The organism is Sorangium sp. So ce1153, assembly GCF_051521595.1.
GTDB lineage: Bacteria > Myxococcota_A > Polyangia > Polyangiales > Polyangiaceae > Sorangium.
In genome coordinates this window covers 3433683-3449416 of sequence record NZ_CP150361.1, presented here as the reverse complement: position 1 = coordinate 3449416, position 15734 = coordinate 3433683, and the positions used below count along the sequence as shown (strand labels likewise).

Sequence of the window (15734 nt, the reverse complement as noted above, 5' to 3'; positions counted from 1 at the left end):
GAGCGTAGCAGGCGCGGCAGAGGCGGTGATCCCGCGGCTCAGCGCTCCCGGGCGCCGCGCCCCTCGGCGCCGCGCCTCGATCGGCGGTGGAGCAGGACGACCAGCGCGACCAGCGCGGCGCCCAGCCCGGCGGCGGCGAGGAGCAGCCCCCTCCCGCGCCACGGACGCAGCGGCCCCGGCGCGGCCGGCCCCGGGCGATCTGCCTCCGCTGGCCGCTCGCCCGCGCGCGCGAGCGGGACGAGCGCGCGCCGCGCCGCCGCCGCGCCGGCGAGCGCGCGGCGGGCGCCGGCGGCGTCGAGCGCCGCGTCCGCCGGGATGAGCGCGCGCAGCGCGGCCCGCGCCCTGAAGAACGGGGCGCCCTCGCTGCTCCACGCGGCGGGCGAGGTGTCGAGCGCCTCGTCGAGCGCGGCCGGGATCACCTCCTTCACGATCGCGTCCACGGCGCCGGGCGACGCCGGCCTCGCCAGCGCGATGTAACCGGCGTCCTGGATGCCGCGGCGCAGGCTCTTCAGGCGCATCGAGGGGAGCACGCCGGCGAAGCCGAGCGAGCGCGACGCGAACGCCCCGCGCTGCGTGCCGGGATAGAGCAGCATGCCGTCGCCGAGGCAGGCGTCGCCGTCCCGGTTGTGGAAGTTCTCGGCGACCGTGAACGGGTCGACCGGGCCTTTGCCGCCGCGGTTGCCGTCGTGCCAGAACGCCGTCTCCCAGAGGAACCAGCGGTCCACCTCGTGCGAGGCCGCGATCCAGCCGTCGGCCATGAGCCCGGTGAGCGGCGCGTCGATCATGAAGGTGCCGGTCCGCGGGAGCGCGCCGTTGTACACCCAGAGCCGCTTGCCGGCCTCGCGCGCGGCCCGCGCCCACGTCGAGTCGAAGCGGTTGGCGGGCGTGAGCACGAGGTCGACGTCCTGCTTCACGGGGTCGACCTCGCCGCACGAGTGCCCCACGAGGATGCGCGACGAGAGGCGCGAGCCGCGGATGAGCCGGCGCCACCCGGGCCCGCGGGGGCTCTCGCACTGCTCGTCGACCGCGTACAGCATCACGTCGTCCACGGCCGGCGGGAGGAGCTCCGCGACGGCCTCGACGCGGCGGAGCGTCTCCTCCCCGGGATCGCCGAAGCCGCCGTAGGCGCCGAGCGCCACCGCGGCGGGCGGGACGCCCGCGCCGGGCCCGCGGTAGCCGCGCTCCTTCGTGTAGAGCGAGCCGTCGATCGCCGCGCGCAGCCGCTCCACCTCGGCGGGGCTCCGGACCGACGCGAAGCCGTCCACGTGGTGCTCGTGGAGCAGCTGCCAGAGCTGCTGCTCGACGGCGGGTCCGTCGCCGACCCGCGCGGCGACCTCGTCGGCCTCATAGAACGCGATGAAGTCGACCGCGCTGTACGGCAGCGTCGCCGGGGCGACGTCGAGCCGGAGATCGAGCGACGCGAGCTCGCCGTGCGACGCCGAGCTGACCACCACCTTGCCCTCGTACGCGCCGGGGGCGGCGCCCTCCGGGACGTGGAGGTCGATCCAGACGGCCCTCGTCTCGCGCGCGCCCACCTCGAGCGGGTACGGCGCCCAGGGCGGCGCGAGCCCGACGGGGATGAGCGCGTCGGGGAGGAAGCCGAGGTGCCTGTCGTCGGGCGGCCGCGCCGCCGGGCTCCACCCGAGCGACTCCGCGGGCCGCCGCTCGTTGCGCGATCGCCGCGTGATCTCGACGTAGTGCTCGACGAAGCGGTCGATCGCGATGGCCGGCGCGGGCGCCGCGCCCGGGACCGGCGCCTGCTGCTGCGGCGCCGTCGGCGCCTGCCGCTGCGGCGCCGCCGCGGGCGCGCCTCCGCTGGCCGCGGGCCCGAGCCCCGAGAGCTCGACCTTGACGCCGCGCACGGGCTCCGCGCCGGCCTCGACGATCACCTGGAGCGCGACGACCTCAGCGCGCAGGGCGCCGAGCCGGATCGGCTCGCCGGGCCGGAAGAGCGCGTTGCCCTCGCCGCGCGAGAGCGGCAGGCCGACGTCCTCACGGCGGACGCGCGTGCCGTCGTCGGCCACCCAGACATGCGCGCGCTCCTCGGCGGCGGCCGCCGTCGGAGGCAGCGCGGCGCACAGGAGCGCGGAGAGCAGCGCGGCGGGGAGGAGCGGAACGGATCGCGGCATGGCGCTCGGCTTTCCTGAGGAGAAGCGGCCGCCTGGATCGGCGGAAGCGCCATCGTAGGAGCGCGGCCGCGCGCCCCTCAAGCGCCGCGTGGCGCTCGGCACGAGCGCGACACGTGCGACACGTCAGCTCGCGCCGGGCGGCGGTTGACAGGGCCGCCTGGCTCGGGCCATGTCGCGCCGTGGATCTCACGAGAGCCGCACTCCTCGCCGGCGGCGCCGCCGTGGCCGGCGTCATCAACGCGGTGGCCGGCGGCGGCACGCTCGTGTCGTTCCCCGCGGCGATCGCGGCCGGGCTGGCCCCGCTCCCCGCGAACGCGACCAACGCCGTGGCGCTCACGCCCGCGTCGCTCGCGTCCGCGTGGGCGTACCGCCGCGAGCTCTCCCGGGACTACCGCGTCCTGCGCGTCCTCTTGCTGCCGTCGCTGCTCGGCGGCATCGTCGGCTCGGCGCTCCTGCTCGTGACGCCGCAGCGCGTCTTCGACGCCGCGGTGCCCGGGCTCGTGCTGCTCGCGACGCTGCTCCTCTTCTGGCAGAACCTGCGCCCGGCGCGGCCCTCCGCGAAGGGTAGCGCGGACGCGGTAGAGGAGTTCGCCCTGCCCTCGCGGCCGTGGCTCGTGTTCCTGCTCCAGTTCCTCGTGAGCGTCTACGGCGGCTACTTCGGCGCGGGCATCGGCATCATGATGCTGGCGCTCCTGTCGTCGTTCGCGGGCAACGTGGACATCCACCGGATGAACGCGATCAAGACGGTGCTCGCGAGCCTGATCAACGGCGTCGCCGCGATCGCCTTCGTCTTCGCGGGCGCGGTCGACGCGGTGGCCACGCCGATCATGATGGCGGCGGCGGTGGTCGGCTCGTTCGCCGGCGCCGCGGTCGCGCGGCGCATCGAGCCGAGGAAGGTGCGCTGGTTCGTGGTGGTGCTCGGGCTGGTGCTCACGGCCAAGCTCGCGTGGGACCGGTTCGGCCCGGCGGCCGAGCCCTCTCGCGCGGCCTGCCCGGGCTCGCCCCCTCAGACCGTGGAGCGCGGCGCGACGGCGGCGCGGACAGGCCTCGCGCCGACCAGCAGCGGATAGAGCACCCCCGCGAGCGCGCCGCCGGCGATCGGGGCGAGCCAGAACAGCCACAGCTGCGAGAGCGCCCGCCCGCCGACGAACAGCGCGGGACCGGTCGAGCGCGCCGGGTTCACCGAGACGTTCGTCACGGGGATCCCGATGAGGTGAACGAGCGTGAGCGCGAGCCCGATGGGGATCGGCGCGAACCCGATCGGGGCGCGGAGATCCGTCGCGCCGAGGAACACCATCACGAAGCCGAACGTGAGGACGATCTCGGCCACGAGGCTCGCGAAGAGCGAGTAACCGCCGGGCGAGTGCGCGCCGTAGCCGTTCGAGGCGAACCCGGCGCTCAGGGAGAAGCCGGCAGAGCCGCTGGCGATGATGTAGAGGACGCCGGCGGCGACGATGGCGCCGGCGACCTGGGCGAGGAGGTACGGCAGGAGATCCCTCGCGGGGAAGCGCCCGCCGACGATCAGGCCGATCGTGACGGCGGGGTTGAAGTGAGCGCCCGAGATGTGGCCCACCGCGAAGGCCATCGTCAGCACGGAGAGCCCGAACGCGAGCGCCACGCCCAGGAAGCCGATCCCCAGCCAGGGATACGCGGCCGCCAGCACGGCGCTCCCGCAGCCGCCGAGCACGAGCCAGAACGTCCCGAGAAACTCCGCGGCCGTACGCCTGGACAACGACATCTCCATCTTTCTTCTCTCCCTGTGACCGGCTCTCTCCGACGCGGCGCGAAGCGCGGCGGCGTCCGGGCCCAGCCGCGGAGCCGCCCCGACGGGCCGGGCAGGCCGAGCGCTCGGCCGGCGGGCTGCCGCCGGGACGACGCTCCACCTGCGCTCTGTCGATGTTGGATGAGCGCCGGTGCGCCGCGTTGCTGCGCGGCGGCTCGGCGTGGAGACCATCGACCGAGCGCGGTCAGGGGATCAGACGCTCTTACAGGCCGACGAGCTGGGGCGGGCAGCTGTAGGTGTTGCCCATGTGGGTGACGTCGGTCTGCTCGCCGGAGATGCTGTCCCGGTCTCCGGAGATCGTGTTCCCTGCATTGGTGTTCTCCAGGACCACGTAGTTGCCGCCGAGGTCATGGGCCTTGTTCTTCATGTCGTTCACCGCGCCCTCCTGCAGGTTCGCGTTGCTGGTGAACTTCCCGGAGAGCGAGCCGCCCTGCTCTCCGATCACGGTCCCGACGAAGCGGCACCCCTGCGGGGCCGGCTGCTTGGTGACGATGACCCGCTCCGCGCCCGGGTTGAGCTCCACGGCGGCGCAGGCAGGCAGGATCGAGCAGGACAGGAGGAAGAGGGCAAACGCGCGGTAGATCGGGGTTTTCATGACTGGTACCTTCTGCCGATTGCTACGGGCGCGCGTCGGCGCTTCTTCCTCGCCGCGCCGAGGCGGCGGCAGGATCCCGACGCCGCGGGTTGCGGACGGCCCCGGTGTGCCGGCGGGGTGCTCCAGGCTGGTGCGCTGCCGCTTACGCCAGGCCTGTGCCCATCAGAAGAGAAGAAGATGAACCACAGAGGCACAGAGGACACAGAGGAGAGAGGAAGGGAGATCGGGAAGGAAGAGAGGGCCTCATCCTCCATCTCTCTCTTTCTCCCCTCTGTGCCCTCTGTGCCTCTGTGGTTCGTCCTCTTCTTCTCGTGACGTCAGGTCACGGCCGAGGCGAGCTCACAGGTGCTCGAGCCTCCGGAGCCGGTACGCCCGCCCGTCCCACAGCGAGAACGGCCGCTCGCCGCTCGCCAGCACGTCAAAGCCGTGGCGGGCCGCGAGCCGCGCGACGTCGGCCGCGTCGCGCGCGAGGTCGCCTCGGTACGAGTAGTTCAGGACGACGAGCTCCCCGCCCGGCCGCAGCACCCGGCGCGCCTCCGCGACGTGCCCGTCCACGACCGCCTCGCCCGCCGCGACGAGGTAAGGGAACGAGTCGACGGCGTACACGAGATCGAAGCGGGCGGGCGGCACGTCGCCGAGATCGACGCCCGACGAGACCGCGAGCACGACGTTGGCCAGCCCCGCGCAGCGGCGCCGCGCGGCCTCGACCATGCGCGGCGCGACGTCGAGCCCCCAGGCCTCGCGCACCCGCGGCGCGAGCGCCGCCTCGAAGCGGCCGATCCCGCAGCCGATCTGGAGGATCGCGCGGTCCTCCCCGAGGAGGCCCCACCGCTCGAGGAGCTCGACCACCTCCCGCGTCGCGCGCTCGAGCAGCGCCGGATCGCCGAGCGAGTACGCCGCGACGCTCGCCTCCTCCGAGCGCGCGCAGAGCTCGTCGAACAGCTGCGCGGTGCGCGCCGGCGCGTCCGCCCCGGCGCCGCCGCCCGCGTGCCGGTGCGCGCCGAGGATCTCCGCCACGGTCGCGCAAGCGGCGCGCCGCTCGTCTAGGCAGCGGCGCAGCGCCTCGAGGCGCGCCGCCGGCTCGCCCTCTCCGCCGCCCCCGCCCTGCCCCGCCGCCGCCCGCGCCGCCTCGATCGCGCGCTCGGCGGCCGCGAGGTCCCCCGCGGCGCCGAGCAGCCGCACGAGGCCGACCTCCGGCGACACATCGCCGGACATCACGGCCTCCACCGCGCCGTCGAGCTCGCCGCGCCCGGCCTCTCGCCCGCTGTCCCGGCCGACCTCGCCCGCGCCGCGGGGCCGCAGCCGCCGGCGGTACGTCCAGCGATCGACGGCGCCCCACTCGTACTTGTACGGCTCGCGGCCGCGGAGGAAGTCCACGGTCCGCGCGCCCTCGCTCGCCGCGCGCTCGATCGCGCTCGCGAACATCGCGAGCCCGGGGCTCAGGACGGCGAACTCCGGATCGAAGCCGCTGAGGTACCACGCGAGCCTGTCCCGCTCGGCGAACCCGTAGAACGAAGCGATGATCCGCCCGTCGAGCCGCAGCCCGTACAGCCGCAGCGCGCCCCGGGCGCACATCCCCGCCGCGACGGCGCGGTGGAACGGCCAGAGCGACTCGTCCAGCACCCCGCCCTCGCCGCGGGACGTCCAGCGCGCCCGGTGCGTCGCGAACAGCGCGTCGAGCAGCTCGTCCACGGTCGCCGCGTCGGCCATGTCGACGCGCACCTCGCCGGCCTTCGCGAGCCGCTTCCGCGCCCGGGCGACGCGCGCGCGGATCCCCGGGAAGAGCAGGGCGTCCGGCCCGGCGTCGTCCGGGATCGTCAGCCGCGGACACGCCTCGTGCTTCTCGACCTCGTCCGACCAGCCCGGGGGCGCCTCGACGGCGAGCAGGGGCGACGACCGGCGCAGGTCGCCGAGCTCCGCGACGTCCCAGGAGCCTTCGCGTTCGCGCAGGCACGCGAGCACCGCCTCCGCGACGGCGCGCTCGTACCCGGGCGCGGCGAGGACGTCGAGGTAGTCGGTGATGCCGGCGCCGAGCAGCGCGACGAGGCGCTCTCCGCGGTAGTGGTGGATCGCGAGGGGCGCCAGGCCGACGAGCCCCTGCTCGGACCAGAAGGCCAGGGCGAGCACCTCCTCGGGGCCGAGCTCGCGGCACCACGGGAGCAGCCACTCGGGCCGCTGGAACGTCGTCGCCGCCGGACAGCGCTCCCACAGCGCGCTCCACGGCTCCCGCAGCGCCTCGAGCTCGCCGCGGCGGTGCAGCACCTTGATGTCGAGTCGTTCGCTCACCTGGCCTCCGAGAGGCGGGCTCTCCCCGGCCAGCGCCGCGCGAGCGCGCTCGCCGGGCTCCCGGCTCCTCTCGGCGCCGTATCCTCGCAGAGGCGACCGGCCACGCAACCGCCGCGCGCTACCCGCGCTACCCCGGAGACGGCTCGCCGAGCACGCGATGGAGGCCGCCGTCCGCGTCCTCGGCGACCAGCTCGACGCCCGAGCACGAGAGGGACGAGCCGCTCGGGACGATCACCGACGGGGTCAGCCTTCCGCGCGCGCCACGGCGAAGACCAGGTGACGCAGCAGCCGGATCCCCTCCGGCGCGCGGCGGCGCTCGAGCTCGGCATCGAGCGCTCTCCTGACCCGCTCGACGTCCGCGGGGGCGAGATTGGAAAGGAAGTTGCCAAAGGAGCTGGCGAGGAAGAACGCGACGATGTCCTCCGTGCCGGCGAAGTGGTCGGTGAAGGTGCGGATCTGGAGCTTCGGATCCGGGAAGCCAGCGAGGACGAGGGTGCTCTTCAGCTCGTCGGAGGTCACCTTGTGCACGGTGCTGCCGGCCGTCTCCGCGGTGTCCGTCAGGCCGAGAGAGGCCAGCACGCCGGTCAGCACCCCCTCGAACTCGTGCGGGCGCTCCCGGACGGCCGAGCTGATCCCGAGGCGCCCTCCCCGCTTGAGCACGCGGCGCGCCTCGCGCAGCGGGCCGAGCTTCTCGGGGAGCCAGTGGAGCACGCTGTTCAGGAACACGACATCGAAGCTCCCGGCGGCGAACTGCGAGAGATCCTCGGCCTGGCCGACGCTGGCGCGGAAGCCAGGGCTGCGCTTCCCGTTCGCCAGCTCGACCCGGAGCGGCAGCGGATCGACGCCGACCACCTCGCCGGACGGACCGACGAGCTCGGCGACGTGCGCGCCGAGGCGGCCGGTCCCGCACCCGACGTCGAGGACGCGCTCGCCCGGGGAGATCTGCAGATCCTCGATGAGCAGCTTTCCATGGTTGAATTGCAGATCGCTGACGCGATCGTACGTCTCCGCCAGAGCGGCTGAATCGAGCGCAAAGCTGACCATCATGGCTCCTTCTGTCGGTGAGAGGAGGCGGCGTCCGGCGAGGGCGGCTCCGGAAGGGAGGTCTCCCCTGCGAGCACCACGCGTCTGCTATCGAGGACAATAGTCCGCCATAGCGGCACGATCAAGGGCGATCTTGGCCGATGCGCGCGATGGTGGCGAGCCGTCGGAGGCATCCGGAGAGCGCCGGTCCGTCGCGGCGCGCGGCGCGAGCGCGCCCGTGCCCCGGACGCCACCCGGCGCTCACGGGCGGATCGGGATCGTCTCGACGTTGCCGTGAGCGTGGTAGGGTGCGCGCCTACCATCAACGGAGGACCGACGCATGACCTGGCTCGAGCAATACCGCGCTCTGGCTCGCTACAATCAATGGATGAACGACAAGCTCTTTGTCGTTGTCGGCAAGCTCGACGACGTCGAGCGCAAGCGCGATCGAGGCGCCTTCTTCAAATCGATCCACGGCACGCTGAACCACATCCTGCTCGGCGACCGCCGGTGGATGGGGCGCTTCACCGGCGACGCGGACCGCTTCGCCCCTCGCGACGCGAGCGGCAGGGTCGTCGAGATCACCTCGATGGCGCAGGAGCTCTACGCCGATTTCGACGATCTCGCCCGTGAGCGCGCCAGGACGGACGCAGACATCCTCGCCTGGGTGCACCAGGTCGACGAGCGCGCGCTCCTGGGCACTCTGAACTTCAAGCCGGCCGGGGCGGCGAAGGCCCACTCGATTCCGCTCTGGTGGGCCGTGGGCCATTTCTTCAACCATCAGACCCATCACCGCGGCCAGGTGACCACACTGCTCTCGCAGATGGGGATCGACCCCGGCGTGACGGATCTTGTCGCGATGCAGGTGATCGAGGCCAGCGCGACGTGACGAGCGCGCGGGCGTAGATCGCGGCGAAATAATCCGAAGGGGTGCTCCCCATGGCGGCATCAAGTTCGGTGAGCTGCCCGGATGCGGGCGTCGTTCTTGAACTTGTGCTCTGGGTCGAGGCGCGCCGACTGGCGTCTGCCGTCGACCGGGGGAGGTCTACCATGTTGCTCAATTCTACTGTCATTGCTCCCAGGCTGTCGCTCGTCCTTGTCGCCGTCGCCGCGAGCGCGCTCGGGTGCCTCGGCGCTGGCTCGTCGCAGGGTGAAATCGACGTCGGGCGCACCGAAGCTGCCGCTTGCGCGGGCTCTCCGGAGTGGCAGGAGGGTCAGTGGTACGACGAGGGTGCAATCGTGAACTATGAGGGGGTGGCCTACATCGCCGAGCATGGCAATCCGGGCTACATCCCGACCGTCAGCACGTACTTCTGGGAGCCGTACTCCGGCTGCAGCGAGAGCCCCGACCCCGGCGGCGAGTCGTGCAGCTATCCGCAATGGCAGGAGGGCCAGTGGTACGACGAGGGTGCAATCGTGAACTATGAAGGGGCGGCCTATGTCGCCGAGCACGGCAATCCTGGCTATATCCCGACCGTCAGCACGTACTTCTGGGAGCCGCACCCTGGCTGCAGCGAGAGCCCCGATCCTGGCCCTGGTCCTGGCCCCGCCCCCGGCGGTGGGCTTCCAGCAAAGGTCGTCGCTGGCTACTACCCCAACTGGACGCCTTCGCCCATCCGCATCCGGGACATCAACAGCAATTACAACGTGATCTACCTCTTCGCCGCGACGCCCGTCGGAGGCTCGCCGGGCACGACGGGCGCCGTCGAGTGGAGGCTGCCGGACGATGGGCGGGACGCGGCAAAGAACTTCAACGCGGACGTCCAGTACGCGCGGACGGCGCAGGGTCGCAAGATCATCCTCTCCATCGGCGGCGCCCGCAATGGCATGAGCTTCCCGGACCGCCAGAAGTCACAGACGTTCGTCGACAGCGTGGTCGACATCTACAACGACCTGGGCGGGTTCGATGGCATCGACTGGAACACCTTCGAGGCCGACCAGAATCCCGACACCGCCGAGATGATCTGGATCAGCCTGGAGCTGAAACGGCGCTTCCCCGGCTTCATCATCACCGCGCCTCCCGCGCCCTGGAACGAGCGCGACAAGAAGTTCTGCGAGGACATGGTGAACGCCGGCGCCATGGATTACGCGGCCCCGCAGTACTACGACGGCCCGGATCTGGACCAGCAGTCGTACATCGTGGAGAACGTGAACGATTGGGTCAGGCGGCTCGGTCCGACGCACGTCGCCGTGGGGTTCGGGATCTGGGACGAGACGAACTACATGTCGATCGACGAGGCGATCCCCACGTGGAATGAGATCGAGGCCAACCACCCGACGCTGCGCGGGGCGTTCGACTGGCAGATCCACATCGATGAGAGCCAGGGGTGGCCGTTCGCCGACCGCCTCGGGCCCCTCGTCAAGGACTGAGGCGGACTCTCGATCTGAGCGCGGCCGCCGGCGACGGGGCCAGCGCGGCGCGGCGCGCGTCGACCGGATCGGCGGTGATCCCAGGGCGTCACCGGGCGGCGCGCCGTCGCCCGTCCTGCCGCGCCTGGGCCGCTGCTTTCGCCTCGAGGAGCGGGTTGCGCGCCTCCGCGGCGCGCAGCCGCTCGAAGCGCTCGACGCGCGCGCGGTCGCCGCTCTGCCGGAGCGTCCTCGCGAGCACGACGCTCTTGGCGAGCCGGATGAACCGCAGGCGGTGCGCTGACGTCACGTCCTCGACATCCCTCCTGCCCGCCCCGGGCCCGAACTCGAGGTCGTACGCCGCGCGCAGCCGGTGCTCGCCGTGGAGGCCGAGCGCGTCCGAGAGCCCCTCCAGCGCGGCGCGCTCCGCCGGGGTGGCCCAGGAGAGGACCCTGGAATAGGGCGTCGCCATGGTCTCGTGATCCGGCTTGTTCACGAACCGCCGCAGGAACACATCGGACGTCGCGACCGGCACGTCGCTCGTCGCCTGGTGAAGGAGGGCGTACGCGAACGCCTCGTTCATGCCCACGAACCGGTTCTGGTCGTAATCGGCGCCGTCCACGCGCTTGCCCAGCCTGTCGACGCCCGAGAGGGCAGCGAAGAAGAAGCTGCTGAAGTCGGTGTAGTCCGCCTCGTTGATCTCGGGCGTGCAGCCGGACGCGGGGCGGTCCCTCGTCGCCGCGAAGAAGCCGACGACGTCGCGCTCGACCAGCTCGCCGTCGGGCCTGCCGCCCTCGAAGAGGAGGTTCGCGAACGACCCCGAGAAGCACTGGGCCATCACGAGGACGACGGGCGTCTGGTCAGGCAGCTCGTCCATGCGCGCGGCGAGGTCGCGCACCGACAGCCCGCCGCCGCCCCAGAGGTCGAACACGTTGTTGTCGAGATCGCGCCGCGGATCCGGGCTCCCGTGGCCGGCGAAGTAGAGCAGCAGCGGGTCCCCGCGGCGCGAGGCGGCGAACCTGCGCCAGAGCGCGTCGAAGCCGGCGCGGGTGGTCGCCCCGTCGATGCGCGGCAGCCTGGGCGCGCGGTAGCGCATGCGGAGGCCGTCGAGGAACTGGACGCTCCGCGTGCCGTGGCGCCCGTCGGCGAAGAGGACGCGCCGCTCCACCGCGGCCGGGAGCAGCGACTGGAAGTACCGGATGTGGCCTTCGATGGCCACCTGGTTCATCGCCGGCCGCGGGCCGCCGCCCACGACGAGCGTGCGCCAGGACGCGGGCTCGGGCAAGGGCGCGGCCGGCGGGACGAGCAGCGGGGCGGCCGGCAGCGCCGGCAGCGGGGCGGCAGTGGCGGCCGGCAGCGCCGGCAGCGGGGCGGCAGATGCGGCCGGCGCGGGCGAGGCAGACGCGGCCGGCGCGGGCGCCGGCCGGGGCGGGCGCCGGGAAGAGGCGGAAGCACCGGCGGGCGCCGGCCGAGACGAGCGCGCCGAAGGGACCGCGGACGCGGGCCGAGGTGAACGCGCGGAAGAGGCTACCGGCGCGGGCGCCTCCGATGCAGCCGGCGCGGGCCGGGGCGAGCGCGCGGCCGCCGCCGTCGTGGTCGCCGTGGCGGCGGCGAGCACAGCAACTCGGAGGAGCAGAGGGTACGCGGCGGTCACTTCTCGGCCTCGGCAGCGAACATCGCTGCGCTCGATTCTAGGTAGCACCCGCCCGGCGATCGCGCAGCGGATGGCCGCCGTGGCGCGCTGCGGCGCGGCCATCCGCTTCGCCCGGCGGCGTCGCGCCGCGAGAGGGACCGGCCCTGCCGAGCACGTCATCGGTCCTCTCCAGCGCTCGCCGCGCGCCTACTTGACGAGCTTCATCACGACGCCGCGCTGATCCGTCCAGTAGACGCTGGTGCTGTCGACCGCCAGATCGTTCGGCGCGACGCCCGAGATACCACGGCCGACTCGCCGCCGCCGACAGGCACTCTCCGGATCTCGCCTGCGCCCACGTTGACCCAGTACACATGGGTCCTGTCGAGCGCGATGTGATACGGGGACGGCTGGTCCGTCGCGAGCGCGACCGGGGTGCCCCCCTCCTTTGGCACCTTGTTCACGGAGCCGAAGTGCCCGAGGCGAGGGCCGCACACGCGACCGCCGTCGCAGCGACTCCCCGCCCGCGGCGCGGCGAACGAGCGTACCTCCGTGCGAGGGTGGCCTGTGGTCTGTCTGATTGCATGTTCATCGCGCCCTGCGCACCGCGCAGCCTCCCGCGGAATAGCCAGGGCCCGGCCGGCGAGCTGGTCAAGCGAGCTCCCCGTGTAGACAGGCCGGCAGCATTTCGCCGCAGACGAGGCAGATTGCCTCAGCACGCCTGTGCGCGACCGCAGCTGAGCTCCCTTGTCGTCGCCTCGGTCATGGACCTGCCGCCGGCGTTCGCGCGCGCAGGTCGCGCGCAGATCGCGCGCTGTCGCGTTGCACGGCGACGGAATGGGCTCATCCAGCGCTGTAGTCGTCGTCCGTGAAAGACCCCTCAAAGGCGTCTCACGGCTGAGCTCGACCATCTCCTGCCCGGATCGTCTCATGGTCCGCTGGCACGCGGGTTGCCGCTCCCGGCGAAAACGACGTACGAGCACAGGAGAGTGACCATGTCGGCCAGTTCATCGAAGACGACCATCGATCATGACGAGATCCGCCAGTGGGCCGAGTCGCGCGGAGGCCGCCCGGCGACGGTGAAGAGCACCGAGAAGGACGGGGAGCCCGGGATCCTCCGCATCGACTTCCCCGGGTACAGCGGCGAGGGCACCCTCGAGGAGATCGCGTGGGACGACTTCTTCGACAAGTTCGAGGAGTCGAACCTCGCCTTCGTGTACCAGGAGAAGACGGCGGACGGGCAGCCGAGCAACTTCTCCAAGCTGGTGAGCCGCCCCGACGATATGGTCCAGAAGGCCAGGCCGAAGTCGGGATCGGCGAAGGGCAGCAAGGCCAAGGCGAGCAGCGCCAAGGGCGCGAAGGCGAAGGGCGGCGAGGGCGAGCTGGACGTCGAGATCGAGGTCCAGATGGATCTCGACAAGGAGCCCGGCGGCGCCGAGCAGCCGACCCGCGGCAAGCAGGCCCGCGCCAGGGGCGCCGGGCAGTCCAACGAGGGCGAGCAGGACATCGAGGTGGAGGCCCAGATTGATCTCGACGACGAGGAGTCGGGCGAGTCCGGCGGGGCCGAGCGGAAGAAGTCCCGCGGAAAGCAGGCCAGCGCCAAGGGCGCCGAGGCGAAGGGCGCCGAGGCGAAGGGCGCCGAGGCGAAGGGCGCCGGGGAGGACGACCACTCGTCCCATATGACGATCGATCACGACGAGATCCGCGAGTGGGTGGAGGCGCGCGGCGGCCATCCGGCGACGGTGACGCGCACCGAGAAGAACGGGGAGCCCGGCGTCCTCCGGATCGATTTCCCGGGGTTCAGCGGGGAGGACTCCCTCGAGGAGATCTCGTGGGACGACTTCTTCGCGAAGTTCGAGGAGTCGAACCTCGCCTTCGTGTACCAGCAGGCCAAGGCGAGCGGCGAGCCGAGCTACTTCTCCAGGCTGGTGAGCCGGCCTGACGACATGGGCGGCAGCAAGGCGAAGCAGGGCAAGTCGAAGTCCAAGAAGGCGGCCTGACGACCGCTGCCAGGTCAGCGCTGGCGTGACGGCGCTCCGGCGCTGCGTCGCGGCGTGGAGCGCGCCGGAGCGCTTCTTTCGACCGAGACGCCGACCGAGACGCCGACCGAGGCGCTCCTCCGCTGCCACGCCGCGCCGTGCGCGAGCAGCGTGTCGCGGAGCTCCGCCGCAGCGCCCTGGAGCTCGCCCGCGCGGCGGTGGACCACGTAGAAGACCTTGCGCGGCAGCTCGGGTATCGGGCGCGCGACGAGGCCGCGCGGGAGGCGGCAGCAGGCGTTGACCACCGCGACGCCGACGCCGAGCCGGACGAAGTGGAGCATCAGCTCCCAGCCGTTCGCCTCGACCGCCGGCTCCCAGCGGACGCCCGCCGAGAGCAGCGCCTGCGCGAGCAGCGCCCGGTGAGGCCGCGAGGGGCCGGGGACCACGAGCCGGGCGCCCTCGAGGTCCTGCAGCCTGATCCGGCGCTTCCGGGCGAGCGGGTGCGCGTGGGGGACGACGAGGACCTGCTCCACCTCGGTGAGGCGGTCGGCCGCGAGCCCGTCCGGCGCGCCCTCGAGCGGCGCGACGCCGAGGTGCGCCTCGCCCGTCGCGACGGCGTCGAGCGTCGCCTCGCGGTCGCGCGTGAGCAGCCGGAGCGGGGCGGCGGCGCGCGCGGTGAAGGCGCGGATCCCCTCGCCAAGCAGGTAGAGGTACGAGCCCTCGCCGGCGCACAGCACGACCGGCTCCCGGCTCTCGCCGTTGCGGAGCACGTCGAGGAACGACCGCGTCCGCTCGCCCACCTCGCGCCCGAAGGCGGCCACGCGCTTGCCGTCGGCCGTGAGCTCCAGCCGCTGCCCGCGCCGCTGGTAGAGCGCGACGCCGAGCGCCTCGCCGAGCTTGGCGATCTGGGCGTGGAGCGCCGGCTGCGAGATGTGGAGCGCCCGCGCCGCGCGCGTGAAGTTGAGGTGCTCGGTGAAGACCACGAAGGCGCCGAGCCAGTCGAGGTTGAGCATGCGGGGAGGCTATCGCGAAACGCGATAGCGTATCCAGAAATACAGCTTCCGCGTGATAGCCGGGGGTCTATGCTGTCGGTCGTATTCCTCTTGGTCGTATTCCTCTGGTCGTCCTGTCCGGCGCCTGCGCTGGACAGGGTGTCTCCCGGAGCGCCCCCGCGTGGAGGGCGGCTCCGGCTTGAACTTGAAGAGAAGAAGAGAAGGGAGCTTGACGATGGGCCGCGATCGCATGACCGACACGAGCAAGAAGCTCTCCTGGCTGCTCCGCCACGGGGCGCCCTCGCTGGGCATCGCCATGGACGCCGCCGGCTGGGTGGCCGTGGACGACGTGCTCCGGGCGCTCGGGCTACCGCGCTCGCGGCTCGACGAGGTGGTGGAGAACAACACGAAGAACCGCCTCGAGCTCCGGGGCGACCGGGTGCGCGCGTCGCAGGGGCACTCGCGCGAGGGCATGCCGGTGACGCTCGCCGGCCTCGAGGCGTCGTGGGAGGAGGTCCACGGCGACGCGCCGATCTGGCACGGCACCAGCGTGGACGCGGTCCGGAGCATCGCGCGCGAGGGGATCCGCCCGGCGGCGCGCACGCACGTCCACTGCACCGACGCGCTCGACAGCGCGGTGGGCAAGCGGGCGAACGTCGACGTGATGCTCGAGATCAGCCCGGCGCGGCTGAGGGCGCGGGGGATCGGCGTGTTCCGCAGCCAGAACGGGGTGATCCTCGCGCGGGAGGTGCCGGTCGGGTGTCTCGTGGGGCTCGTGCCCATCGTCGCGCGAGCGAAGCGGGAAGCGGAGGCGCTGCGGGGGCTGCTGTTCGGGGGGTAGCGGCGGAGTTGCCCGGGGACGCCGATGGGAGGCGGGGAGATGGGGTGAAGGTCGGGATGCTCGAGTCCAGGTCCAGGGAGGTTCCCGCCCTTGATCGGAACGCTTGGCCCCGCGGCGAGCTCTTGATGGC

At 72.7% G+C, this 15734-nt stretch carries 13 protein-coding genes; 6 read left to right on the top strand and 7 right to left on the bottom strand.

Features of this window, described 5'->3' with window-relative positions; all coding sequences use genetic code 11:
- Positions 1-38 precede the first annotated feature (38 nt).
- Entirely contained in the window at positions 39-2129 is a 2091-nt protein-coding gene (locus WME85_RS12315) for a hypothetical protein (protein ID WP_437837900.1), read from the bottom strand.
- 179 nt (positions 2130-2308) lie between these two features.
- Here WME85_RS12315 and WME85_RS12310 point away from each other — a divergent pair, with 179 nt between their 5' ends.
- Positions 2309-3199: a sulfite exporter TauE/SafE family protein gene (locus WME85_RS12310; RefSeq protein WP_437837898.1), complete on the top strand. Its 891-nt coding sequence runs from the start codon at positions 2309-2311 to the stop codon at positions 3197-3199.
- Here the strand turns inward: WME85_RS12310 and aqpZ are convergent.
- The 4 genes from aqpZ to WME85_RS12290 form a co-directional block, all read right to left on the bottom strand.
- Positions 3136-3867 (bottom strand): aquaporin Z, encoded by a 732-nt coding sequence (gene aqpZ / locus WME85_RS12305; RefSeq protein ID WP_437842277.1) that lies wholly within the window; start codon positions 3865-3867, stop codon positions 3136-3138. The two genes, WME85_RS12310 and aqpZ, sit on opposite strands and share 64 nt — an antisense overlap.
- 247 nt (positions 3868-4114) lie before the next feature.
- Positions 4115-4507 carry a DUF4156 domain-containing protein gene (locus WME85_RS12300; protein WP_437837896.1) on the bottom strand — a complete coding sequence of 131 codons (393 nt, stop codon included), beginning with the start codon at positions 4505-4507 and terminating at the stop codon, positions 4115-4117.
- 339 nt (positions 4508-4846) lie between these two features.
- Entirely contained in the window at positions 4847-6793 is a 1947-nt protein-coding gene (locus tag WME85_RS12295) for a GNAT family N-acetyltransferase (protein WP_437837894.1), read from the bottom strand.
- 243 nt (positions 6794-7036) lie between these two features.
- A complete protein-coding gene (locus tag WME85_RS12290; RefSeq protein ID WP_437837892.1) occupies positions 7037-7840 on the bottom strand; it encodes a class I SAM-dependent methyltransferase in 804 nt (267 codons plus the stop codon).
- 316 nt (positions 7841-8156) lie between these two features.
- On the opposite strand from WME85_RS12290, the gene WME85_RS12285 reads away from it, so the two are divergent.
- Both WME85_RS12285 and WME85_RS12280 read left to right on the top strand, forming a co-directional pair.
- On the top strand, positions 8157-8705 hold the full coding sequence (locus tag WME85_RS12285; RefSeq protein WP_437837890.1) for a DinB family protein: 549 nt from the start codon (positions 8157-8159) through the stop codon (positions 8703-8705).
- Between the two features lie 161 nt (positions 8706-8866).
- Entirely contained in the window at positions 8867-10186 is a 1320-nt protein-coding gene (locus WME85_RS12280; protein WP_437837888.1) for a glycosyl hydrolase family 18 protein, read from the top strand.
- Positions 10187-10274: 88 nt separating this feature from the next.
- On the opposite strand, the gene WME85_RS12275 is transcribed toward WME85_RS12280, so the two are convergent.
- On the bottom strand, positions 10275-11381 hold the full coding sequence (locus WME85_RS12275; RefSeq protein WP_437837886.1) for a hypothetical protein: 1107 nt from the start codon (positions 11379-11381) through the stop codon (positions 10275-10277).
- On the opposite strand from WME85_RS12275, the gene WME85_RS12270 reads away from it, so the two are divergent.
- On the top strand, positions 11374-12036 hold the full coding sequence (locus WME85_RS12270; protein ID WP_437837884.1) for a hypothetical protein: 663 nt from the start codon (positions 11374-11376) through the stop codon (positions 12034-12036). The genes WME85_RS12275 and WME85_RS12270 overlap by 8 nt on opposite strands.
- Positions 12037-12787: 751 nt before the next feature.
- Positions 12788-13792 (top strand): hypothetical protein, encoded by a 1005-nt coding sequence (locus tag WME85_RS12265; protein WP_437837882.1) that lies wholly within the window; start codon positions 12788-12790, stop codon positions 13790-13792.
- A 14-nt stretch (positions 13793-13806) separates the two neighbouring features.
- Here WME85_RS12265 and WME85_RS12260 read toward each other — a convergent pair whose 3' ends face one another.
- Positions 13807-14784, bottom strand: a complete 978-nt coding sequence (locus WME85_RS12260; protein ID WP_437837880.1) for a LysR family transcriptional regulator — start codon at positions 14782-14784, stop codon at positions 13807-13809.
- A 214-nt stretch (positions 14785-14998) separates the two neighbouring features.
- Between WME85_RS12260 and WME85_RS12255 the strand changes: the two genes are divergently transcribed.
- Positions 14999-15604: an RNA 2'-phosphotransferase gene (locus WME85_RS12255; protein WP_437842276.1), complete on the top strand. Its 606-nt coding sequence runs from the start codon at positions 14999-15001 to the stop codon at positions 15602-15604.
- The last annotated feature ends 130 nt before the right edge of the window (positions 15605-15734 follow it).